The following is a 20957-nucleotide window of genomic DNA, read 5'->3' on the forward strand; positions in this document are numbered from 1 at the left end:
ACTTTAAATATGCTGACAAGATTTACAACACCAAGACTTGGGTTGATTTTACCAGCCTATAATGAGCAGGAAGTTTTGCCTACAACCTTGTCCAAATTGAATACGATTAAAGAGACTTTGATTCAAAAAAATCTCATTAGCGACGATAGTTTTATTATGGTTGTGGACGATGGCTCTGTAGACAATACATGGGAAATTATTCAAGAAAAAGAACAATTAAATTCTGATTTAATTGGTGTCAAGTTATCTCGTAATTTTGGCCACCAATCAGCATTATTAGCAGGAATGTCAGAGAGTATTAAATTAGCGGACATTGTTATAACACTAGATGCTGACTTGCAAGATAATCCAGACATTATTCAAAAAATGGTGCTTAAATATAAAGCGGGCAATGAAATCGTATATGGGGTCAGATCCAGTAGAAAAACCGATACATGGTTCAAACGTAATACGGCACTAACCTTTTACAAAATTTCATCATTCTTAGGTGTTGAAATGGTACCAGATCACGCCGACTTTAGATTAATGAGTCGTGTTGCCGTGCTAGCATTACTGCGACTACCTGAGCGAAATGTTTTTCTACGCGCTATGGTACCGCTAGTTGGCTTTCAGTCAGATAAAGTTTTCTATGAACGTGGTGAACGTCAGGCAGGTACATCAAAATATCCATTAAAAAAGATGTTGAGTTTTGCTATTGATGGCATTACCAGTTTCAGTGTTCAACCGATTCGTTTATTATTTAATTTAGGCATTCTTGTCATCAGCATCGCCAGTATTGAAATTGTTTACACAATATTTGAAAAAATGATTGGAAACACAGAAGCAGGTTGGTCATCTTTGATGATTTCCATTTGGTTATTGGGAGGCATTAACTTGGTAGCAATATCGATTGTTGGTATTTATATTGGCAAAATATTTACCGAAGTGAAGCAACGACCTTTATTTCAAATTGAAACTGAAACAGGGCTATTCGTGGAAAAGCTACGTAAAGTTGATGACTATACCATGAAGTGATTTTCAAGGATAATACAGTTGATAATGATATTGTTCAATAGTAATCAAAGTACTCTTTGGATTTGAATGGAGACAAATCGTTTTGCGTAAATATTTACTTTCTGAAAAAATGAAGTATATTTTCTGGGGTGTGGCAACGACCATAGTATATTTAATCGTTCGACTCATTTCCATGAAAATATTTGATGACACAATGCTGCCTGTCCTAATCTCGCAGACACTGACCATTATATTCGCATTTGTTGTTAATAAACTGTTTGTTTTTACAACCAAACAAACAAAAAGCGTGTTCGTTCAGTTCGTCAGATTCCTTTGGGGACGGTTATTTGTGGCCGGAATTGACTTCTTTTTAACCTACGTTATGATCGAAAAATATAGCAATATTTTTATTCATATTTTCTTTCTTAATCAAGTAAACTTTAAGCTATTTCCTTTTTCATTACCAATAGTAAACCAATTCGCTTCAAATAGTACGGAGCTAAATAGTTTTCTAGCAATTATTTTGATACAAGTGTTATCGGTAATTGTAAATTATCTTATTTCAAAATTTATGATTTTCAATTAACATCTTTATCAGCTACCTGTAGATAAAAGTGATGACTTTATTTAAGAACAAGCAAGTTTAGAGCAGCTATTTGATATAGCTGTTCTTTTTTGTCAAAAAATCAAAACGATTGCTTTCTGTTTAGAATTGTTCTAGCATGGTAGGTAGGAAAAGGATAACAATATTAAGGAGGAATTAGGAATGTCAAAAACAAAGATTATTATAGTTGGTGCATCTCATGGGGGACATCAAGCTATTCTAGAACTAACTCGTAAATACAAGAACCTTGACATCAAGTTGTTTGAAGCCGGTGATTTTATTTCATTCATGTCTTGCGGCATGGAATTATATTTGGAAAATAGTGTTACTGATGTTAATGATGTTCGTAATTTCCGTCCTGAAGATATGGAACAGTTGGGCGCAGAAATTTACAGTAACCACGAGGTACTGGCAATTGATGCTGATGATAGAACAGTTTCTGTCAAAGACGTTACTACCGGTAGTACTGAGAAATATAGCTATGATAAGCTGATATTAAGTTCAGGCGTGACACCAAATAGTCTACCTGTTCCAGGGACTGATTTAGAAAATGTCTACCTCATGCGTGGTAAAGATTGGGCAACAAGTATAAAGGCCAAGTTAGAAAATCCCGATGTTAAAAATATCACAATTGTTGGTGCGGGTTACATTGGCGTTGAGGCAGCGGAAGCTAGTGTTAAGGCCGGGAAAAATGTTACTTTAATTGATATGATTGACCGCCCTTTGGGAAATTATTTAGATGCTGAATTAACAGCTGTTCTGGAAAAGGAATTAGCTGATAAAGGTGTAAAAGTGGTTACTGACGTTCGCATCGAAAGTTATGAAGGAACTAGTCAAGTAACGGCAGTAAAAACAGATGAGGGAAAGTACCCGAGTGATTTAGTTATTCAAGCCGCTGGGGTTAAGCCAAATACGAATTGGTTGAAAGGTGTGATTGATTTAGACGATCGAGGCTGGATTAAAACGGATGAATATTTACGGACGAATTTACCAGATGTTTATGCTGTGGGAGATGCGGTTCTATCGTATTCAATCCCTGCCCAAACTAAATTACCAATTGCACTAGCAACCGTTGTACGGCGTGAAGTCCGTTATATAATCGCACATTTATTTGAAAATCAGCCCTCAGTTCCTTTCAAAGGGGTCGTTGGCTCGTCAGCGTTAAGTGTGTTCGATTACCATTTTGCAACGGCTGGATTAAATACCACAACGGCCCAAAAATCAGGTGTTACTTTGAAGTGCTCCTTCTACCAAGATACCTTACGGCCCGACTACGTTCCTCGAGAAAATGGGAACACCGAAGTTTATGTCGAGCTGGGCTATGATCCGCAGACACATCGTATTTTAGGCGGTGCGGTGCTATCGACTTATGATATAACGGCTCAAGGTAATGTTATTGCGCTAGCGATCGAACACGGACTTCGTTTGGAAGATTTGGCTGAAGCCGACTTTTTCTTCCAACCAGGATTTGACCGACAATGGAGTCTATTGAACCTAGCGGCCCAACATGCACTTGGTGAGCCTAAATTTTAATTAGTTTGTGAATAAGGTAATATTAGGCTACAAATAAAAAGAAACGCAACTCGAAAGGTTGCGTCTCTTTTTATTTAATAAGTAGAATTATACGTTTTCTAAATGACCATTCTTATCCTTAGCAATTAAGAAGTAGACCGTCACTGCGATCGACCATGCCCAAACAATATGCCCAAAGAACTCAGAAATATGTTCATCTAAAGGTTGATTCCATGGAGCTGGAATTGTTCCAAATGCAGGCATGATAATGATATGCCAAAGAATCCAAAGGAATATACCATAAGCAGCACCTTGCCACAAAGCTACTTTAGACCAATATTGAGATACAAATACGTATAGTATTGCAAACGCAATGGCAAATGAGAAGTGTAGAATCAATGTGAACCAAAATACTTTTTGATCTTGAGAGTAGTAAAAGAATGAATGAACTAGTTTAGATGGAATGCCAAGCTGTTCAGCCATATGTTGTGGTGGGTTAGTGGCATTACGAGCTAGTGTACGTGGTGGCAAAATATTTTCCCAACCGATTTTAACCATTCCTGAAATCATCCCTGCAATAAATCCGTAGAAAATACTTTTAGTAATGATCTCCTTTAGTGATGCAACTGGTTTATTTAGTGTAACCATAGTGTTTCTCCCTTATGTGAATCATTTAACAACTGTTAATAATACAGCCATTGGGATCGTTTGTCAATTCATTTGATTTCGGGAATATGTTCGATTAATTATGGATATTGCCAAAATTGTGAAATAAAATACTTGTAATTAAAAAACAATGAGAATAAAAATAAATGGTTGCAAAATAATTATAAATAGTGTAAGGTTATTACAAATAAATGAGACAAAGAAAAGATAAGTAAATTTTAGGGGTAATCAAAGAGAGCTAACATTTGGTGAAAGTTAGTATTACGAATGAATTGAAAATGGTCTTGGAGTCGTTAGTGGTATAAGCATGTTCGTGAATACCGCTCGGGTGCGCCCGTTATCGCGTTAAGGTATCTCTCTTTTGATGTACCTGTCAAGTATAAAGTAGTGATACTTTATAGAATTTGGGTGGTAACACGAGTTTTTCGTCCCATAATCTTTGTAGATAATGCAAAGATTATGGGACTTTTTTTGTTGATGAATAAAATGAATGGAGAATAAGTAATGACCAATAAATTGTATGATGTTTTGACTGTATTAAAGAAGTTTCCATGGATTGATTTAACTATTTTTCCAGCTTTTATTGATGTGGGCTTTGAAACAATATTGATATCGGATAGCAAGCCTATATCGTCTACGACTAAGTCGTAATTATCAATTTTAACTTTAAAGAAGTAACTGCAGTTTTAAAGACAAAGAAAAGATAAGTAAATTTAAAGAGTAACTGAAAGAGAGCCGACGAATTGGTGAAAGTTGGTGTTACGAATAAGTTGAAAATGGTCTTGGAGTCATAGAATGGGTGAGCAAGTATGTAAATTCATTCCGGGTGTGCCCGATATAGCACAGAGTTTTGTTAAAAAACAGAACTTAAAGAGAATAATTTAGTGATAGATTATTGAATGCGAGTGGTAACACGATTTTCGTCCCGCAATCTGGCTATTTTTAGCTGGGTTGCTTTTTTGTGGTCTGAAATAAAGGGGGTGGTCATAATAGAGCTGAAAACAGCCTAGTTAAGGTGATATATAAAGATGATGATTTAAAATACTTAAAAAATATAGACGAAAGAAAGATTTGAGGAGAAACAGTATGAGTGATCAAACACTACAAAAAGAACTAGAAAACATTGAGGTAACGGATACACTACAGGCGTGTCCGATTGATTTTTCACAATCAAAGGTTGCTAATCCGCGAGCGCATCAAAAGCAAAAAGAATATGACAACGGTAAAGACAAGTCCAATTTTAATGAACGAGAAAAGTTTTCAGCCTATCAAGGCCCCCAATTTAAAGCCCGGTTTACAGACGGTACGCTTCCTGTTACACCTAACCGTTATCGCTTGATTTGGTCTCGTCATTGCCCTTGGGCTAATCGTATTGCCATTGGTATTGATTTATTAGGTTTAGATCAAGTGATTTCTAATGGCATCGTTGATCCTTTGAGACCAGCTGGGGTAGTTGGAGACTGGTTCTTTACGTTAGATGATGGGGATGTTGATCCAGTATTAGGGATTCATTCACTTGGGGAAGCTTACCGGTTAGCTGATCCTTCATACGATAAAAGAACGACGGTACCAGCACTCGTTGACACTCAAACCGGTAAGGTTGTTAACAATGATTATAATAATTTAATCAAAGAATTTGCCTTAGCCTGGCAAGAATATGTACCAGAAACTGCACCGGACTTATATCCTAAGAACTTGCGTTCAGATATTGATGCGTTGAGTGACATCATATTGATGGACATCAATTATGCGGTTAATGAGGCGGGTCATGGACGTTCTCAAGCAGATTATAAAAAATGGTATGACAAAGTATTTAATCGATTAGATTGGCTAGAGGAGCGCCTAGCCAACCAACGCTACTTATTCGGTGACCAAATAACATTAGTAGATATTAATTTATATGTCACGCTGTCACGATTTGACTTAGTGTTTTATCAAAAGTATTTTGTTAATAAAAAACGTTTAGTTGATTATCCTAATTTGTGGAACTACGCTAAGGATTTGTATGCCATCCCTGCATTTGGCGACAATACTAATTTTGAATCAATGCGTCAACGTTTTTATGAGGTTGATCATACACCGCAAGAGGATCTGCCTCGAATTATTCCATTAGGGCCAGATGATAGTATTTGGGAAGAAGCAAATGACAGAGCAGAAAAATTTGGTTAGTAATACTCGGAAGTTAGCCCAGTTAATTGTAGATTCCAAGTTCCAAATAGACGAATTGAATGTTGCCAAAAAATGCTTTGTGGATTATTTAGCAAGTGCCTATGTTTCTAGAAATGAACCAGCGGTGAAAAGATTATTTGACACACTCAAAAATGCTGGACCGGCTAAGCTTTTAGGTCAAGCTGGTACAGCTAGTAGTGATCATGCCGCATTATTTAATGGATTCGCTGCACATTACAATGATTTCGATGATGTTCAAGCTAATTTTCGCGGCCATCCAAGTGTTGTCATTTATTCAGCTTTGTTAGCTCTTGCTGATGGGACTGAAAGTGCAGATAGATTTTTTGAGGCCTATATTGTAGGTGTGGAAATTGCTGGACAAATTGGATTTCAAGTCAACCCAACACACAAGTTATCTGGGTACCACACAACTGCAACCCTTGGTACGATTGCTGCAGCTGCTAGCCTTCCTTTCTTTAAACGTTTTTCCTTGGGTCAAACTATCGACATTTTATCATTTGCTGCTACACAAGCCGCAGGTCTTGGAATAGAGGCAGGTACTGATACTAAGCCAATGCATGCGGGGTTAGCTGCACAGCGTGCGGTGCAATCCTATCAATTTGTGTCCAGCCAACTTACAACCAATCAAGATGTTTTTAACAATCAAACAGGCTGGGTAAAAATAGTTGTTGGGCAGGAATTAGATTTAGATTTAATAGAATCAACATGGTTAACTCCTGCTCAAATTATCACGCCTGGCATCTGGTTTAAGCGACATCAATTTTGCTCTGCTGCTATGTCTGGGTATGATGCAATCAAACAGGGCTACCTTCAGGGAATTAATATAAAAAACATCAAGCAAGTAATTTTCCATTTTAGACCTTTTGGAGATAAGGTCTTGCGGTATAAGCAACCATTGAATGGGCAAGAAGGAAAGTTTTCAATTGAGTACATTGCGTGGCAAATATTAACCTTTGGGGATGTGAATGACGAACTTTTTGATAGCAGTGTAAGTACAGAAAAGTTTCAAGAGATGAGTTATTTGTTTAAAAGAGTTAATGATTTAAAGAATATAGCTGTTGATCAAAGGGAAATACTAGTTGAGTTCGTGCGTACTGACAAATCTATCAATACAATATATATTGATTGGCCCCAAGGGTCACCACAGAATCCACTAACAATGGATGAGATATATGTCAAATTAGCTCATGCATTGTCGATAGATGAAAATGAATTATTCGATATTTTGACGGCGGGATTGACATCGAAATCGGTAGCAGGATTGCTTAACATTATTGCAAGAATTTAAAGCAGCTACCCTGGAGGAAAAGTGATTACTAATCGATTCATTAAAAAAAATGAAGTAAAAGAATTACAGCTCTTATTACATGAAGCGTATAAGAGTGACACACAACTAGGTATTAATTTTCAAGCGGCAAGAGTTACTTTACAACAGATTGATGAACATATCGAGAACACAGCAACCTTTGTGACAGAGATAAATCATACTATTGTAGCGACGGTATCTGTCAGGTTACCTTGGTCAAAAAATCCAGGTCCGTATGCTATACCTCATCTTGGATGGGTTGCTACTCATAGTCAGTTTTCAAAGCAAGGTTATGCAACACAACTTATTGATTGGGTTGAAAAAGAGTACATTCAAAAACAACTAAAAGCTCCAATGGTTAGTTTAGGAACAGCGGTTGAACATCCTTGGTTAAAAAGATTTTATACTTCAGTTGGTTACCAACCCGTTGAGATGGTACAAAAAACGCCGGATCATTTGACAGTGTATATGGTAAAAGTTTTGAATAGAAAATTTGACCAGTTAGAGTCTGAACAATTGAAGAAATATCTAAATAAAAATAAAACAAAAGTACGTTATTAGTGAGTAGGTGAAATATGAATTTTGATTGGCATTACTTTGTAAATACATTTCCAGAACTTGTGAAATATATTCCGATGACGCTTTTGTTAGCAATACTATCTATGTTATTAGCGATAGTATTGGGTGGCATAATTACATTACTACACTTTTCGCATTATAAGGTTATTCATTGGTTTGCTTCAATATATGTATCTTTCTTTCGAGGAATGCCAGCTTTGGTGCAGCTATTCTTAATCTATTATGGTTTACCACAAATTTTCCCGATATTTAAAGGGTTGCCTGCCATTATTGCCACTGTTATTGGTCTTGGTTTCAAGCAATCTGCTTACTTATCTGAGGTATTTAGAGCAGCGGTAAATTCTGTTGATAGAGGGCAAATAGAGGCAGGACAGTCACTTAATATCAAAAGTTTTAAAATTTTCCGTTATGTAATTTTACCGCAAGCATTTATCAATGCCTTACCTGCTACGGGTAATACATTTGTTGGTTTGTTAAAAGAAACTTCGTTAGCCTTTACTTTAGGCATAACAGAGGTTTTTGCAGAAGGAAAGATGTTGGCCGGTGATTCATTTAAATATTTTGAAACATATTTAGCGGTCGGTCTTACATATTGGGTGTTAATTATTCTTTATTCATGGGCACAGTCTGGGGTAGAGAGAGTACTGAACACGCCATATAGTTAGAAAGGATAGACATTATGGCTCTGATTGAAGTAAATAATTTATCTGTTGAAATTAAAAAAAAGAAAATACTGCAGGAAATCAATTTTTCTGTTGAGAAGGGAGAGGTAACGGTTTTGGTTGGACCGAGTGGTTCAGGGAAAACAACGCTCTTACGAACACTAAATCTGTTACAAGAACCTTCTCAAGGTACTATAAAAATTGGTGGAACATCTATTGATGGCCGTAAAATTAACAAAAAATCAACGCGATCCTTACGATCGGAGTCAACAATGGTATTCCAGCAATTTAATCTATTTAAAAATATGACTGTCATTGAGAATGTGATGGCACCCCTATTGTTAAATAAATTGGCTAAGTGGGATGAAGCACATGACATTGCTGCATCAGTTTTATCGGAAGTAGGATTAGTGGCGTTTCAAGATAAGTATCCAAGTTCACTTTCAGGGGGACAGCAGCAGCGCGTTTCAATAGCTCGTGCAATTGCAGCAAAACCATCTGTTGTCTTATTGGATGAGCCAACCTCGGCATTAGATCCTGAATTAGTTGGAAGTGTTTTAAAAACGATACTGGCATTAGCCAAACAGCATATAACAATGGTTATTGTGACACATGAAATGGAATTCGCCCGACTAATCGGAAATCAAATTATTTTCTTAGAAAATGGACAAATTGTCCATAAAGGATCGCCTGATCAAGTCTTGTCAAGCAATGGTCCCAAAAGAGTCAATGATTTTGTAAATTCTGTTTCAAAAAATAATTATTTATAAGCTGTATTGAATAAAAAAGAAAAGAGAAGAGCGTATGAAAAAAAGGAACCCAATCATTAGTGTGATTATCGTCGTAGTATTAATTGCTATTGTTGCCGTAGGCGGTTTGATTTATCAAACCAATAACCATAAAAACGAAGCCAAAGGAGATACTAAACAAAAAGTGCTTAAAATTGGCGCGACGGGAACCAGCTTCCCAACAGCATACAAATCAAAAGGAAAATTAGTTGGTTTTGATGTTGACGTAATCAATGCAGCAGCAAAAAAAGCAGGATACAAAGTACAGTGGGTCACTGGTGAATTCGATGGTTTGCTGGGGCAACTAGATAACAATAAGCTTGACACTGTGGCTAATGATGTTGCTATTACACCAGAAAGAAAAGCTAAGTACAAGTTTAGTAATATTTATAACAAAGAAGAAACAACAGTAGCAGTTAACAAAGATTCTGATTATAATACATTAAATGATTTAGAAGGCAAGACAATTGCTGGCGCATCTGCCTCAAACAATACCAAAAATTTGCAAGACTATAATAGTAAAATCAAATTTAAGTTATATGATGCCCGTGACGTCACTTTTCAAGCTTTACTAGCAGGGCACGTTGATGGTGTGGTTAACACACGTAATAATTTAGAGGCGTTAATCAAAGCCAAAAATTACCCTTGGAAGGTTGTGAAAGGGAGTGCAGCAACTGTAAATATTGCCTTGCCTTTCCGTAAAGATGATAGTGAAAGCGCAAAAATATTAAAGAAGCTCAACCCAGCAATCAATAAACTAAAGGAAGATGGGACGTTGAAAAAACTATCCGAAAAATACTTCGGGTATGACGCAACAGCTGATTTAAAGTAACAGGATAAGAACATGAGGCAATATAATGGCAATCAATGACAAAACACTAGAAGATAAATTAACCAAGGTACGCCATCAGCTGCACCAACATCCGGAACTATCTAATCAAGAACACCAGACTACATTGTTTTTAAATAGTTACTTGGAAACTTTAGGTTATCATATTGTAACACCACAAAAATTATTGACTGGTGTGATTGCTGAAATAGGGCCAAGTGAATCAAACGTAATTATTGGATTAAGATCAGATATTGATGCCTTACCAATCGCCGAAAAAACTGGGCTCAATTATGCATCGGTTAATGAAGGTATTATGCATGCTTGCGGGCATGACTTCCATATGGCTTCCTTGTTAGGAGCGGCAGAATTATTAGCTGACCAAGCTAATAAGCTAACCGGCAGGGTTCGATTAATTTTTCAACCCGCAGAAGAAATTCATGTAGGTGCCCAAGCTGTGGCAGAAGCTGGTGGTATTAAAAACTTGAATGCAATTATTGGTTTTCATAATAAGCCGGACCTGAAAGTTAACGAAATTGGCATTCTATCTGGTGGATTGATGGCGGCAGTTGATCAATTTAAAGTTACTTTTCGTGGTCAGGGTACACACGCGGCTATGCCACAGTTAGGGAATGACCCCATTGTTGCTTTAACGAGCACCGTCAATACGCTACAGACCGTTGTTAGCCGTAAAACAGATCCACAAAGTCCAGTTGTTGTTTCTGTTACACATATTGATGGTGGTAGTACATGGAATGTATTACCTGATGTTGCTTGGTTTGAGGGTACGGTTCGAAGTTTTGACCTGGCCAGTCGTCAATTAGCTCGAGAACAATTCTATCAAATTGTTAACGGCCAGGCTGCAACTTTTGGTTTGGCGGTTGATATTTCCTGGATTGAAGGTCCAAACGTTGTTAATAACGATAGTGAGCTGACGCCCATTGTTATAGAAGAAACCAAACAACATGCGAAATTACTCACACCAAAACCATCTAATGCAGGAGAAGATTTTTCGTATTTTAGTCAGAAAGTACCAAGTGTTTTTGCATTTATTGGTAGTGCAGGCACAACTGATTGGCATCATGATGATTTAATTATTGACGACCGTGGTCTGTTGCCAGCTGCTAGATGGTATTTCTACACAGCTAACCGGTTATTAGCACATTTTAGTGGTACAACCACAAATGATAGATAGGAGAATTTTTAAGAATGGTAGTAAAAGCAATAACTGATGAACAATATCAAGAAGAAGTAGAAACTGGTGTTTCTATCGTTGATTTCTGGGCTACTTGGTGTGGCCCGTGTCGGATGCAGTCACCTGTGTTAGAAACTGTATCTGAAGATAGAAATGATATTCATTTTTTTAAAGTTGACGTAGACATTAGTCAAGAAACAGCTGCTTCGCTTGGCATTCGAGCTATACCTACCTTGGTAGTGCACAAAGACGGGAAAATCGTTGAACGACTAACTGGCTTTCATAATAGCGAACAGCTAGTGAATATTTTAAATAAGTATGTTGATTAAGCATTAGCAGAGGAAGACATTGAATAATAACATTGACATTATTATTTAATGTGGATACAATAAGATGATTATAACCAAAAACTTTGAAAAGATAAGTACAAATTAGAGTGATTGTGTAGAGAGCTAACGTGAGGTGAAAGTTAGCATCATAAAAATTTGGAAAATGGTCTTGGAGTTAAATTGATATGAGCTTAATGTGAGTAAATGTCATTCGGGTGCGCCCGTTATCGCGTTAAGGTATATTTCTTTTGATGTACCTGTCAAGTATAAAGTAGTGATACTTTATAGAATTTGGGTGGTAACACGAGTTTTTCGTCCCATAATCTTTGTAGATAATGCAAAGATTATGGGGCTTTTTTATTGTCGTATGTAGAAAAAATAATGGAGAATGGTCTATGACAAACAAATTAAATAACATCTTATCAGAATTGAAAGAATTTCAGTGGGTTGATTTAACCCATACATTTGGGCCTGATAGCCCGCACTTCCCAGCGTTCGCTGCCGCAAAATTTGAAACACTTTTTACACATGATGATGGTTTTTTCGTGAAACAGTATACCTTCCCAGGTCAATATGGTACGCATATTGATCCACCGGTACATTTCGAGAAAAATCAGAATGTATATGACTCAGATATTGATCTGAAAGACTTTTTACTACCGTTAGTAGTCATTGACAAATCAAGTGAAGTAGCAAGTAATGCAGATTATATTTTAACAGTGGAAGATATTAAGCAGTGGGAAAAGGAGCATGGCACCATTCCACCAAAAGCTTTTGTAGCGTTACGAACAGACTGGTCAAAGCGTTGGCCATCACAAGAACAATTTGAAAATAAGGATGATAATTTACAAAATCATTATCCTGGCTGGTCTTTGGAAGCACTTAAATATATTTATGAAGAGCGTCAAGCAATAGCAAATGGACATGAAACTTTCGATACTGACCCTGCCATTTTACAACCAGAAAAAGGGTTTGAAGGTGAATATTATGTATTGAGTAGTGGCCATTATCAAATTGAACTACTGGCTAATTTGGACCAAGTGCCGGCCACGGGCGCTTTAATTTCAATATCAGTGCCGAAAGTTGAAAAATCTCCTGGATTTCCAGCTCGAGTATTTGCCATAGTTCCCGAGGAGGTTTGATATGGCAGAGAATAAAATAACATTATCACGATCACTTTCCACAAAAGATTTGGTTGTTTACGGCATTATATTCATGATCCCAGTAGCGCCTATCGCCTTTTACGGTTCATTTCTATCGCCAGCCCATGGTATGGTGGCGCTAGCTTATCTAATCGGAATGATTGCTATGTTATTTACTGGATTTAGTTATGCTAGCATGGCTAGTGAGTTTCCTTACTCTGGTTCGGTGTATACTTACGTTCAAAAAGGAACAAATCCTGTGTTAGGTTTTCTATCAGGATGGGGTATAACGCTTGATTATATTTTAATTCCCGTTATAACCTATCTTATCAGCGCGTCTTTCGGTCAGTCATTGTTGCCGGCTGTTCCTTTCTGGGTTTGGATTCTAGGCATAGCCATATTTAATACAGTTATCAATTTATTAGGGATTAAAGTTGTATCGAAATTCAGTTGGTTACTTTTTGGGTTACAGGGCGTGGTTTTAATAGCTTTCATCGTGGGGACTATTGTTGCCTTAGCGAATGGTACAGTTAGTTTTAATGTCAGTTCGTTTTATAATGCTAGTCATTTTGATTTGTCCGGAGTTGTTCAAGCGACTGGGATTGTTATTGTCAGTTATTTAGGTTTTGATGCCATTAGTACTTTATCAGAAGAAGCTAACGATCCAACTAAATCAATTGGAAAAGCGATTGTGTTGTCAATTATTTTAATCGGCTCATTATTCGTCATCGTTACATTCTTTGCAGGTTTTGTTGCACCAAATTATAGTGAATTAAATCCAGATACAGCATTTTTAACTATTTTGGGAAAAGTGGGTGGTAGCTGGTTAGTGCATTTAGCTGAATTCACTTTAGTTTTATCATTTGGTTTGGCGGGTGGTCAAGAAGGGCAGACTGCGGTATCAAGAATTTTGTATTCAATGGGACGAGACGGTATTTTACCAAAGCGCTTATCCTACTTGCATCCCCGTTATAACACGCCGTGGGTTGCCATTATACTTGTGGGGATTGTATCTGTTGCCCTTTCCCTATCATTATCGTTAACCACAGTATCAAATTTAATTAGCTTTGGCGCCCTATTTGGTTTTTTGTCATTAAACATAGCTGTTATTTGGCATTTTTATATCAAGCGTCCTGATAAAAATATTGAGTCGTTTGTAAAGTATTTAGTGTCACCCTTCATTGGGTTTTCAGTGAGTTTGTGGATATTTTTGAGTTTAGCTCTTGAAGCAAAATTAACTGGGTTATTTTGGTTAATCATTGGACTCGTTATTTTAGTATATAAAACGAGTATTTTTAAAAAACCTGTACCCCAGTTTGATTTTTCAGAATAAATTTTTAATGCTAATGATACAAACTTTATGTAAAGAGACAGGAGTAGTAAATGTCAAAGAAAGTAGCAATTATTACAGGCAGTGGTAGAGGAATAGGAAAAGCAATTGCTGAGAGACTCGCGACAGAAAATTATTACGTTGCAGTAGTCGACATTGATGAATCTAGTGCTAAATATGTGAGTGATAGTATCAACGCTATTAAGGAAAACCAAGCCAAATATTATGTTTTAGATGTTGCTGATCGAAAATCAGTTTTTGATTTGGTTGATAAAGTAGTAGCTGATTTTGGGCGTCTAGATGTATTTGTTAATAACGCAGGGATTGCCTACATTGATAGCATTATCGATAGTGATCCGGAAAAAGTTGAGCGGTTGTTTGATGTTAACCTTAAGGGCACTTTTTGGGGAATCCAGGCGGCTGCAAAACAGTTGAAAAAGCAAGGGAGTGGCGGAAGGATAATCAATGCTGCTTCACTGGCTGCAGTGGAAGGATCTGCACTACAAGGCGCATATTCAGCTTCCAAATTTGCCATTAGAGGATTAGGTCAATCTGCGGCAAAAGAACTCGCAAAATATAATATCACTGTAAATACTTATGATCCGGGTATTGTTATTACACCTTTGCGCGATTATATTGATCAGCGAACAGCACAAATTAAAAACACAACAGCTGAGATTCAAAGGCAAAGTGTTGTCAATGAAATTGCGTTAGGAAGAGCGGCTTTGCCTGATGATGTAGCCGATGTTGTATCATTTTTGGTTTCACAGCAGGCAAAGTATATTACTGGGCAATCGATTTTAATTGATGGTGGTATGAGATTTCATTGATGTTTTGTAAGTATTTCTAATAAAAAGTTCAGGAAAGAGAATTTGAGATGGTAAAAAAGAAAACGGTAGTTATAGCAGCTGTTGTGGCAGGAATTGTTATTGTAGCAGGTGTGATTATTCATAGAAACACGGCGCAAACAACCGATAAGACGGAAGTGACGGTCGGATCAATAGGATCGGATGCCCAGATTTGGGAATATATTGCAAAACTACCAGAAACCAAAAAAGAAAATATCACTATCAAGGTTAAGAACTTCACTGATGGGGTTTCACTAAATGCAGCGACTGCACAAGGGAAAGTGGATGTTAATGCCTTTCAATCATACGCATATTTTGTGGCTTATAACAAGAATAATAGCTCGAACAAGTTGAGTGTTTTAGGGACGACATACTTAGAGCCTATGGGCATTTACTCTGAAAAATATGATTCTATCGACGATATTCCAGATGGTTCAACAATTGCTATTGCTAACAATGCAGCTAACACGGCACGTGGATTGAAACTGCTGGCAAAAGCAGGATTAATAACATTAAAAGATAATTTTGGTAGTCTTTCTGGCGTTAATGACATTAAAAACAACCCACACAACTTCAAGTTTAAAGAAATTGATGATACGACCGGGCCACGAGTGATTAAAGACAATTCGATTGCCGCTGCACTGATTGGAAATACAATCGCATTGGAAGGCAAACTGAATGTTTTGAAAGATTCACTTTACTACGAAAAAATTAACCAATCAACAAAGGACAATATTAATATTCTAGCCACAGCAGAAAAGAATAAGAATAATGCTAAATTTAAAAAGTTAGTTAAGTTGTATCATAGTAAAGCAGCTCAAAAATATATTAACAAAAAGTTTGATGGTACTAAAATCGAAGTTCAAAAGTCTGTCTCTTATTTAGCTGACTGACAAGTGAATTTGATAATTAATTGGGAAGGATTAATTTAATGTCTTGGGAGTATATACAGCAAGCTGAACCTGAATATATTAAAGCATTTTGGCTAACACTGAAGCTGTCTTCAGTCGGTATTGTAGGAGCAATAATTATTGGCATAGTAACAGCGTTTGTCAACTATCATAAATTACCCGGGCGAAGAGGGATTATAACATACGTTGAAATTGCCCGGAATACACCATTGCTTATTCAATTATTTTTTATCTATTATGGTTTACCATCAATCGGAATTAAAATTCCGGCCGAAGAGACTGCTATTATTGGTTTGATTTTTCTGGGTGGTGCCTATATGAGTGAGGCATTTTTAGGTGGTCTAAAGTCGGTTCCTAAAGTTCAAATTGAGTCTGGACGAGTGATCGGACTATCTGCGTGGCAGTTAAGTAGATATATTATTTTCCCACAGGGTATCGTTTTTTCACTACCTAGCTTGGCGGCCAACATAATCTTTTTAATTAAAGAAACCTCAATATTTACGGTCATTGCGATTCCAGAAATTACTAATACCACGTTAGATCTAATTGGACAAAATTATCGAACCAATGAATATTTATTAATGATGATTATTAGTTATGCGATTATTTTAATACCTCTTTCGTTACTTTTGAGTTGGATTGAAGGGCGGGTGCGTTATGCAAATTTTGACAATTAGCACTATCTTTGCGGGGAATAACTTATTCAGGTTATTGAATGGATTGGTTGTCACTATTGAAATATCATTAATATCGATTATTTTGGGCACAATATTAGGCGTCATACTGGGATCGTTGTGGTCTGCCGCCGGCACACTGATTAAACCCATTTTCAAAGCATATCTTGAGATATTTAGAGTGGTACCAACCATTCCATTATTATTTTTATTTTATTATATTTTTCCGCGTAATTTAAATATCAATTTATCAGCCATGCAAGTGAGTATTTTAGTTTTTAGTTTATGGTTTGCAGCTGAGCTTTCTGATATTGTTCGAGGCGCGATACAATCAATTTCTAAAAGTCAGCGTGAAAATGCCTATTCGATAGGGTTAACAACGTTGCAAACCTACAGGTATGTATTAATTCCACAAAGCGTTCCCAATATTCTACCAGCTTTTATTAACTTAAGTTCTAGAATTATTAAAACGACGTCAATTTTACTTTTAATATCCGTTACCGATGTTATTACAGTAGGGCAACAGATTATTGAGGCGAACGCCCAAGATACTGCTGTTCCACTTTTGATTTATGGTTTTATTGCGTTGTTATATTTCTTGATTAATTATTTATTAAGTCATTTTAGTCGCAGGTTAGAAAGGAAATATCGAAAATATGAGTGAGAGTTTGATTCAGACTAGTAGTTTAGATAAGTTTTATGGTAAGAAGCAAGTTTTACATCAAATCAATGTGACAATACCGAAAAATAAAGTCACGGTTTTGTTAGGCCCGTCGGGATCAGGAAAATCTACGCTGATTCGAACATTTAATGGACTAGAAAATTTTAGTTCTGGTGAAATAAATATATTCGGACAAACAATTGAACCCCGAAATAACAAACAATGGAAAAGTATTCAAACGCGTATTGGCATGGTATTTCAGAGTTATGATTTGTTTCCAAATATGACCGTTATGAAAAACATTCTATTAGGACCCCTTAAAGTTCAAAAACGTTCGCGCGAAGAAGTGGTGGAAAAAGCCAAAAAATTACTGAGTGAAGTGGGCTTATCTGAATATGAAAATGCTTATCCCCGTCAGTTATCAGGTGGGCAAAAACAGCGAGTAGCCATTGTGAGAGCATTAATTTTGAATCCAGAGCTTATGTTATTTGATGAAGTGACAGCATCATTAGATCCAGAAATGGTTCGTGGCATTTTGGATATTTTGAAAAACTTAGCCAATAAAAATTTAACAATGGTTATTGTAACGCATGAGATGAACTTTGCTCGTCAGGTTGGGAACAAAGTTATTTTCTTAGAAAATGGCAGGGTTGTGGAACAAGGAGATGGGGCAACATTTTTCACTCATCCAACCACAAAAAGAGCAGAGGCGTTTTTAGAAAGTATGTCTTTTTAAAAATCAAACTACATTAGATGATCCTTAGTGAGTACAAATAAAGAAAGAGAGAAAGAGAATATGAACAAGAAAAGTAAATGGACATTACTAGTAGCGGTTACTGTGGTAACAGTTGGTGCCGGCGTTAATTATCGAATATTATCAGCGAAGGCTGATACAAATCAAAGTGGACGAACGGTGAAAGAAATCAAAAAGTCTGGGGAGATTAAGATTGCTGTTTTTGGTGATTTAAAACCATATGGATGGGTGGATAAAAATGGTAAAAGACAAGGATATGACATTGAATTGGCTAAGAAAGTTGCCAAGGATCTAGGTGTAAAAGTCAAATATGTTCAAGTTAATGCCAACGCACGTGTAGATGCCCTTAATTCAGGGAAAGTTGACTTAGCATTGGCTAATTTTACAGTAACACCCGAACGTAAAAAGGTCATTGACTTTGCCAAGCCATATATGAAAGTTTCAATTGGTGTGGCATCAAAGAAAAGCAAGTTAATTACGAAGGTAGATCAGTTGCATGGTAAAAAGTTAATCGTTAACAAAGGAACTACCGCTGAAACGTACTTTACCAAGAACTATACCAAAGCGAGTTTGCTTAAATTTGACTCTAAAACACAACAATTTGCTGCATTAAAGGATGGGAGAGCAGATGCTATAACTGATGATAATTCATATCTTTTTGCTTGGGTTAAAAGTCACCCAGATTATAAGGTAGGTATTAAAAAATTGGGTGAACAGTCATATATTTCTCCAGGAGTGCAAAAGGGCAATAAGAGCCTCTTAAAATGGACAGATAAAGAAATTAATAAGCTCAACAAGAATCAGTTCTTTACAAAAGATTACGATAAAACATTAGCCCCTTACTTCGGAAAAGATGTGAAGTCATCAGACATCACTATTAATAATTAGATACTCAACTAATTTAGATTTTAAATTAGAATAAATATTTGGTGGAGATATAATCATGCTTTATGATTTGATTGTTATAGGAACTGGTTCTGTTGGCTCTAGCACTGGTTATTATGCCGCTAAGAGAGGGTTAAGTGTTTTGGAAATTGATTCCGCCACACCGCCACATACTAATGGATCACACCATGGCGAAACTAGGATGATTCGCCATGCTTATGGTGAAGGTTCATCTTACGTACCTCTTGTATTGCGTGCGCAAGAACTATGGAACGAACTAAAAAGAGACACACAAGTTGACATATTTCATCAAACAGGAGTGCTGAATATAGCACCTAAGCAATCGATCTTTTTAAATAATATCATAACTTCTGCTGAAAAATATGAGTTACCGATCGAAGTATATGATGCTTCTGAAGCCAGAAAAAAGTGGCCACAATTTACAATACCTGATCAATTCAGGGCGGTTTTAGAAAAGAACTCTGGCTATTTGAAATCAGAACTAGCTATTGATACGTATGTTAAAGAAGCTAAACGGTTGGGCGCTCATGAACAATTTAACACGCAGGTCATTTCGGTTGATAATGATGATAATGGATTTGTTCATGTGACCACAAATGCAGGTACATTTATAGGGAAATCGGCTGTTATAACTGTTGGTACTTGGGTTAAAGATCTGATACCCAACCTACCCATTCAGCCAGTTAGAAAAGTTGTTTCGTGGTTTGAAGCACCAAAACAGCTGGCAGAAGAGATCGGTTTTCCAGCATTTACAATTCAACTCGGTGACGGTACACATTATTACGGTTTTCCAGCCAATAAAGGGCTCATTAAAATAGGTCGACACCAGGGAGGGCAATATATCACGAAGCGAGAAGAACGACTTGACTTCGATGCCCTTAATGAGGATAGAACAGAAATAGAACCTTTGTTAAACAGTGTCTTGAAAACTGTTGGCAACTTGGATCATGGTGTGGCCTGCAGTTATGATTTGTCACCGGATGAACACTTTATCGTTGACGATTTGCCAGGAAAGAAAAATATTCAGTTTGTTTCAGGATTAAGTGGTCATGGTTTTAAATTTGCTAGTGTGTTAGGCGAAATATTGGTTGCCAAAGCGTTAAATGAAACATTGGATTTTGACCTCTCACCATTTTTGTTATCGCGGTTTAATTCATAAGAAAATATTGAAATGCTTTAGTAAAATTAAATGATGGCGTGAAAAAAAGCAACTACTAATTTAAGTAGTTGCTTTTTCAATGTTCATGATAAATTTATAACAGTTAAAAATTTTGCTGAATAAGCATAAAATTGCTAAAATAGAGGGTATGCAAAATCAGAAGAATTTTCTAACTGAACTATTAGTTACCGGACTTGGCGGTGCCATTGGTGGGGCTACGCGGTATCTTTTGGGATTAGTTCCAATAATTGGACCAATGCCAGTAATGACGATGTTAATTAATTGGCTTGGTACTTTGCTATTAGCAATGTTGGGTGCCTATCTAGCGAGTCATCGCAGTCGGTTAGAGCGGTGGCAGTCTTTCCTTGGTACTGGTGTTTTAGGTGGATTCACGACATTTAGCACCATGATTTGGCAAGTACATCAACAGTTATTCATTAGCGTAGCCAATGCTTTAGTTTATATGATATTAACTCTTGGTGGTGGTCTTATCATGTTAAAATTGGGTAACTACTTTGGCAACAAGATCGGTGAGGCACATGTATGACAATACTAGGGGTAGCCATTGGTTCGGCATTAGGTACAATGCTGCGGTATATTGTTCTGAATACGTGGCCAGCTAAGTCGAAATACTTTACTGCCGTATTCATTGTTAATATGGTTGGCAGTTTCGCGCTAGGTTATCTTATGGCTACAGGCGCAACCTACGCGATGCATAGCTTTTGGACGACGGGTGTAATTGCGGGGCTAACGACTTTTAGTACGATGATGACACAAAGCGGTCAATACACTCGTGGCCAACAAGCTTGGTACTTAGCTTGGCAAATCATTTTTGGTATGATTTTCTTTAGTGCAGGTACTGCGCTAATCACGATATTATGAAAGAATACCAAATTAAGTTGAACATATTAATGAGGAC

The 20957-nt window shown here is 36.8% G+C and carries 24 protein-coding genes and 2 other annotated features; of the genes, 23 read left to right on the forward strand and 1 reads right to left on the reverse strand.

The window, feature by feature from the left end; all coding sequences use genetic code 11:
- The first annotated feature begins 9 nt into the window (after positions 1 to 9).
- The 3 genes from LEUM_RS00480 to LEUM_RS00490 all read left to right on the forward strand — a co-directional run bounded on the left by LEUM_RS00480 (position 10) and on the right by LEUM_RS00490 (position 3130).
- The gene (locus LEUM_RS00480; protein ID WP_010291479.1) at positions 10 to 1014 is read left to right on the forward strand and encodes a glycosyltransferase family 2 protein; all 1005 of its coding nucleotides are present in this window, start codon (positions 10 to 12) and stop codon (positions 1012 to 1014) included.
- 109 nt (positions 1015 to 1123) lie between these two features.
- Positions 1124 to 1579 (forward strand): GtrA family protein, encoded by a 456-nt coding sequence (locus LEUM_RS00485; protein ID WP_223316390.1) that lies wholly within the window; start codon positions 1124 to 1126, stop codon positions 1577 to 1579.
- Between the two features lie 180 nt (positions 1580 to 1759).
- Positions 1760 to 3130, forward strand: coding sequence for an FAD-dependent oxidoreductase (locus LEUM_RS00490; RefSeq protein WP_010291477.1), 1371 nt, complete (start codon positions 1760 to 1762; stop codon positions 3128 to 3130).
- A gap of 87 nt (positions 3131 to 3217) precedes the next feature.
- Here LEUM_RS00490 and LEUM_RS00495 read toward each other — a convergent pair whose 3' ends face one another.
- On the reverse strand, positions 3218 to 3757 hold the full coding sequence (locus LEUM_RS00495) for a YagU family protein (protein ID WP_011679077.1): 540 nt from the start codon (positions 3755 to 3757) through the stop codon (positions 3218 to 3220).
- Between the two features lie 208 nt (positions 3758 to 3965).
- Positions 3966 to 4211 (forward strand) — a binding site (T-box leader).
- 68 nt (positions 4212 to 4279) lie between these two features.
- On the opposite strand from LEUM_RS00495, the gene LEUM_RS10660 reads away from it, so the two are divergent.
- The 20 genes from LEUM_RS10660 to LEUM_RS00590 all read left to right on the forward strand — a co-directional run bounded on the left by LEUM_RS10660 (position 4280) and on the right by LEUM_RS00590 (position 20920).
- Positions 4280 to 4426, forward strand: a complete 147-nt coding sequence (locus LEUM_RS10660; protein ID WP_010290557.1) for a hypothetical protein — start codon at positions 4280 to 4282, stop codon at positions 4424 to 4426.
- A gap of 435 nt (positions 4427 to 4861) precedes the next feature.
- On the forward strand, positions 4862 to 5944 hold the full coding sequence (locus LEUM_RS00500; protein ID WP_011679078.1) for a glutathione S-transferase C-terminal domain-containing protein: 1083 nt from the start codon (positions 4862 to 4864) through the stop codon (positions 5942 to 5944).
- On the forward strand, positions 5919 to 7253 hold the full coding sequence (locus tag LEUM_RS00505; RefSeq protein WP_011679079.1) for an MmgE/PrpD family protein: 1335 nt from the start codon (positions 5919 to 5921) through the stop codon (positions 7251 to 7253). The genes LEUM_RS00500 and LEUM_RS00505 overlap by 26 nt, the downstream gene beginning before the upstream one ends.
- Positions 7254 to 7274: 21 nt before the next feature.
- Complete coding sequence (locus LEUM_RS00510; RefSeq protein WP_011679080.1) at positions 7275 to 7832, forward strand: GNAT family N-acetyltransferase; 558 nt, start codon at positions 7275 to 7277, stop codon at positions 7830 to 7832.
- 14 nt (positions 7833 to 7846) lie between these two features.
- On the forward strand, positions 7847 to 8515 hold the full coding sequence (locus LEUM_RS00515; RefSeq protein ID WP_010285713.1) for an amino acid ABC transporter permease: 669 nt from the start codon (positions 7847 to 7849) through the stop codon (positions 8513 to 8515).
- Between the two features lie 14 nt (positions 8516 to 8529).
- Positions 8530 to 9282, forward strand: a complete 753-nt coding sequence (locus tag LEUM_RS00520; protein WP_011679081.1) for an amino acid ABC transporter ATP-binding protein — start codon at positions 8530 to 8532, stop codon at positions 9280 to 9282.
- A gap of 34 nt (positions 9283 to 9316) precedes the next feature.
- On the forward strand, positions 9317 to 10132 hold the full coding sequence (locus LEUM_RS00525; protein ID WP_011679082.1) for a transporter substrate-binding domain-containing protein: 816 nt from the start codon (positions 9317 to 9319) through the stop codon (positions 10130 to 10132).
- Positions 10133 to 10157: 25 nt separating this feature from the next.
- Complete coding sequence (locus tag LEUM_RS00530) at positions 10158 to 11324, forward strand: amidohydrolase (RefSeq protein WP_011679083.1); 1167 nt, start codon at positions 10158 to 10160, stop codon at positions 11322 to 11324.
- Between the two features lie 14 nt (positions 11325 to 11338).
- Positions 11339 to 11653, forward strand: a complete 315-nt coding sequence (trxA, locus tag LEUM_RS00535; protein ID WP_010291094.1) for a thioredoxin — start codon at positions 11339 to 11341, stop codon at positions 11651 to 11653.
- Between the two features lie 74 nt (positions 11654 to 11727).
- Positions 11728 to 11976: a binding site (T-box leader), on the forward strand.
- Between the two features lie 72 nt (positions 11977 to 12048).
- On the forward strand, positions 12049 to 12795 hold the full coding sequence (locus LEUM_RS00540; protein WP_011679084.1) for a cyclase family protein: 747 nt from the start codon (positions 12049 to 12051) through the stop codon (positions 12793 to 12795).
- A 1-nt stretch (position 12796) separates the two neighbouring features.
- Complete coding sequence (locus LEUM_RS00545) at positions 12797 to 14128, forward strand: APC family permease (RefSeq protein WP_011679085.1); 1332 nt, start codon at positions 12797 to 12799, stop codon at positions 14126 to 14128.
- A gap of 50 nt (positions 14129 to 14178) precedes the next feature.
- Positions 14179 to 14955, forward strand: coding sequence for an acetoin reductase (locus LEUM_RS00550; protein ID WP_011679086.1), 777 nt, complete (start codon positions 14179 to 14181; stop codon positions 14953 to 14955).
- Between the two features lie 47 nt (positions 14956 to 15002).
- The gene (locus tag LEUM_RS00555; RefSeq protein WP_010284863.1) at positions 15003 to 15866 is read left to right on the forward strand and encodes a MetQ/NlpA family ABC transporter substrate-binding protein; all 864 of its coding nucleotides are present in this window, start codon (positions 15003 to 15005) and stop codon (positions 15864 to 15866) included.
- Between the two features lie 38 nt (positions 15867 to 15904).
- Positions 15905 to 16561: an amino acid ABC transporter permease gene (locus LEUM_RS00560; RefSeq protein ID WP_010284859.1), complete on the forward strand. Its 657-nt coding sequence runs from the start codon at positions 15905 to 15907 to the stop codon at positions 16559 to 16561.
- On the forward strand, positions 16542 to 17222 hold the full coding sequence (locus LEUM_RS00565; RefSeq protein WP_010284857.1) for an amino acid ABC transporter permease: 681 nt from the start codon (positions 16542 to 16544) through the stop codon (positions 17220 to 17222). Before LEUM_RS00560 ends, LEUM_RS00565 begins: the two co-directional genes overlap by 20 nt.
- Complete coding sequence (locus tag LEUM_RS00570; protein WP_010284856.1) at positions 17215 to 17955, forward strand: amino acid ABC transporter ATP-binding protein; 741 nt, start codon at positions 17215 to 17217, stop codon at positions 17953 to 17955. The genes LEUM_RS00565 and LEUM_RS00570 overlap by 8 nt, the downstream gene beginning before the upstream one ends.
- Before the next feature lie 60 nt (positions 17956 to 18015).
- Positions 18016 to 18861: a cysteine ABC transporter substrate-binding protein gene (locus LEUM_RS00575; RefSeq protein ID WP_011679087.1), complete on the forward strand. Its 846-nt coding sequence runs from the start codon at positions 18016 to 18018 to the stop codon at positions 18859 to 18861.
- Between the two features lie 55 nt (positions 18862 to 18916).
- Positions 18917 to 20038 (forward strand): N-methyl-L-tryptophan oxidase, encoded by a 1122-nt coding sequence (solA, locus tag LEUM_RS00580; protein ID WP_011679088.1) that lies wholly within the window; start codon positions 18917 to 18919, stop codon positions 20036 to 20038.
- A gap of 148 nt (positions 20039 to 20186) precedes the next feature.
- Positions 20187 to 20585 carry a fluoride efflux transporter FluC gene (locus tag LEUM_RS00585; RefSeq protein WP_011679089.1) on the forward strand — a complete coding sequence of 133 codons (399 nt, stop codon included), beginning with the start codon at positions 20187 to 20189 and terminating at the stop codon, positions 20583 to 20585.
- Positions 20582 to 20920, forward strand: a complete 339-nt coding sequence (locus LEUM_RS00590) for a fluoride efflux transporter FluC (RefSeq protein ID WP_011679090.1) — start codon at positions 20582 to 20584, stop codon at positions 20918 to 20920. Before LEUM_RS00585 ends, LEUM_RS00590 begins: the two co-directional genes overlap by 4 nt.
- Positions 20921 to 20957: the final 37 nt, after the last annotated feature.

The organism is Leuconostoc mesenteroides subsp. mesenteroides ATCC 8293 (genome assembly GCF_000014445.1).
GTDB lineage: Bacteria > Bacillota > Bacilli > Lactobacillales > Lactobacillaceae > Leuconostoc > Leuconostoc mesenteroides.

Excerpts from the sequence above, each read along its gene's own strand:
- LEUM_RS00480 (WP_010291479.1), top strand. The coding sequence starts at position 10 with ATGCTGACAAGATTTACAACACCAAGACTTGGGTTGATTTTACCAGCC.
- LEUM_RS00485 (WP_223316390.1), top strand. The coding sequence starts at position 1,124 with ATGAAGTATATTTTCTGGGGTGTGGCAACGACCATAGTATATTTAATC.
- LEUM_RS00490 (WP_010291477.1), top strand. The coding sequence starts at position 1,760 with ATGTCAAAAACAAAGATTATTATAGTTGGTGCATCTCATGGGGGACAT.
- LEUM_RS00495 (WP_011679077.1), bottom strand. The coding sequence starts at position 3,757 with ATGGTTACACTAAATAAACCAGTTGCATCACTAAAGGAGATCATTACT.
- LEUM_RS10660 (WP_010290557.1), top strand. The coding sequence starts at position 4,280 with ATGACCAATAAATTGTATGATGTTTTGACTGTATTAAAGAAGTTTCCA.
- LEUM_RS00500 (WP_011679078.1), top strand. The coding sequence starts at position 4,862 with ATGAGTGATCAAACACTACAAAAAGAACTAGAAAACATTGAGGTAACG.
- LEUM_RS00505 (WP_011679079.1), top strand. The coding sequence starts at position 5,919 with ATGACAGAGCAGAAAAATTTGGTTAGTAATACTCGGAAGTTAGCCCAG.
- LEUM_RS00515 (WP_010285713.1), top strand. The coding sequence starts at position 7,847 with ATGAATTTTGATTGGCATTACTTTGTAAATACATTTCCAGAACTTGTG.
- LEUM_RS00520 (WP_011679081.1), top strand. The coding sequence starts at position 8,530 with ATGGCTCTGATTGAAGTAAATAATTTATCTGTTGAAATTAAAAAAAAG.
- LEUM_RS00525 (WP_011679082.1), top strand. The coding sequence starts at position 9,317 with ATGAAAAAAAGGAACCCAATCATTAGTGTGATTATCGTCGTAGTATTA.
- LEUM_RS00530 (WP_011679083.1), top strand. The coding sequence starts at position 10,158 with ATGGCAATCAATGACAAAACACTAGAAGATAAATTAACCAAGGTACGC.
- trxA (WP_010291094.1), top strand. The coding sequence starts at position 11,339 with ATGGTAGTAAAAGCAATAACTGATGAACAATATCAAGAAGAAGTAGAA.
- LEUM_RS00540 (WP_011679084.1), top strand. The coding sequence starts at position 12,049 with ATGACAAACAAATTAAATAACATCTTATCAGAATTGAAAGAATTTCAG.
- LEUM_RS00545 (WP_011679085.1), top strand. The coding sequence starts at position 12,797 with ATGGCAGAGAATAAAATAACATTATCACGATCACTTTCCACAAAAGAT.
- LEUM_RS00550 (WP_011679086.1), top strand. The coding sequence starts at position 14,179 with ATGTCAAAGAAAGTAGCAATTATTACAGGCAGTGGTAGAGGAATAGGA.
- LEUM_RS00555 (WP_010284863.1), top strand. The coding sequence starts at position 15,003 with ATGGTAAAAAAGAAAACGGTAGTTATAGCAGCTGTTGTGGCAGGAATT.
- LEUM_RS00560 (WP_010284859.1), top strand. The coding sequence starts at position 15,905 with ATGTCTTGGGAGTATATACAGCAAGCTGAACCTGAATATATTAAAGCA.
- LEUM_RS00565 (WP_010284857.1), top strand. The coding sequence starts at position 16,542 with ATGCAAATTTTGACAATTAGCACTATCTTTGCGGGGAATAACTTATTC.
- LEUM_RS00570 (WP_010284856.1), top strand. The coding sequence starts at position 17,215 with ATGAGTGAGAGTTTGATTCAGACTAGTAGTTTAGATAAGTTTTATGGT.
- LEUM_RS00575 (WP_011679087.1), top strand. The coding sequence starts at position 18,016 with ATGAACAAGAAAAGTAAATGGACATTACTAGTAGCGGTTACTGTGGTA.
- solA (WP_011679088.1), top strand. The coding sequence starts at position 18,917 with ATGCTTTATGATTTGATTGTTATAGGAACTGGTTCTGTTGGCTCTAGC.
- LEUM_RS00585 (WP_011679089.1), top strand. The coding sequence starts at position 20,187 with ATGCAAAATCAGAAGAATTTTCTAACTGAACTATTAGTTACCGGACTT.
- LEUM_RS00590 (WP_011679090.1), top strand. The coding sequence starts at position 20,582 with ATGACAATACTAGGGGTAGCCATTGGTTCGGCATTAGGTACAATGCTG.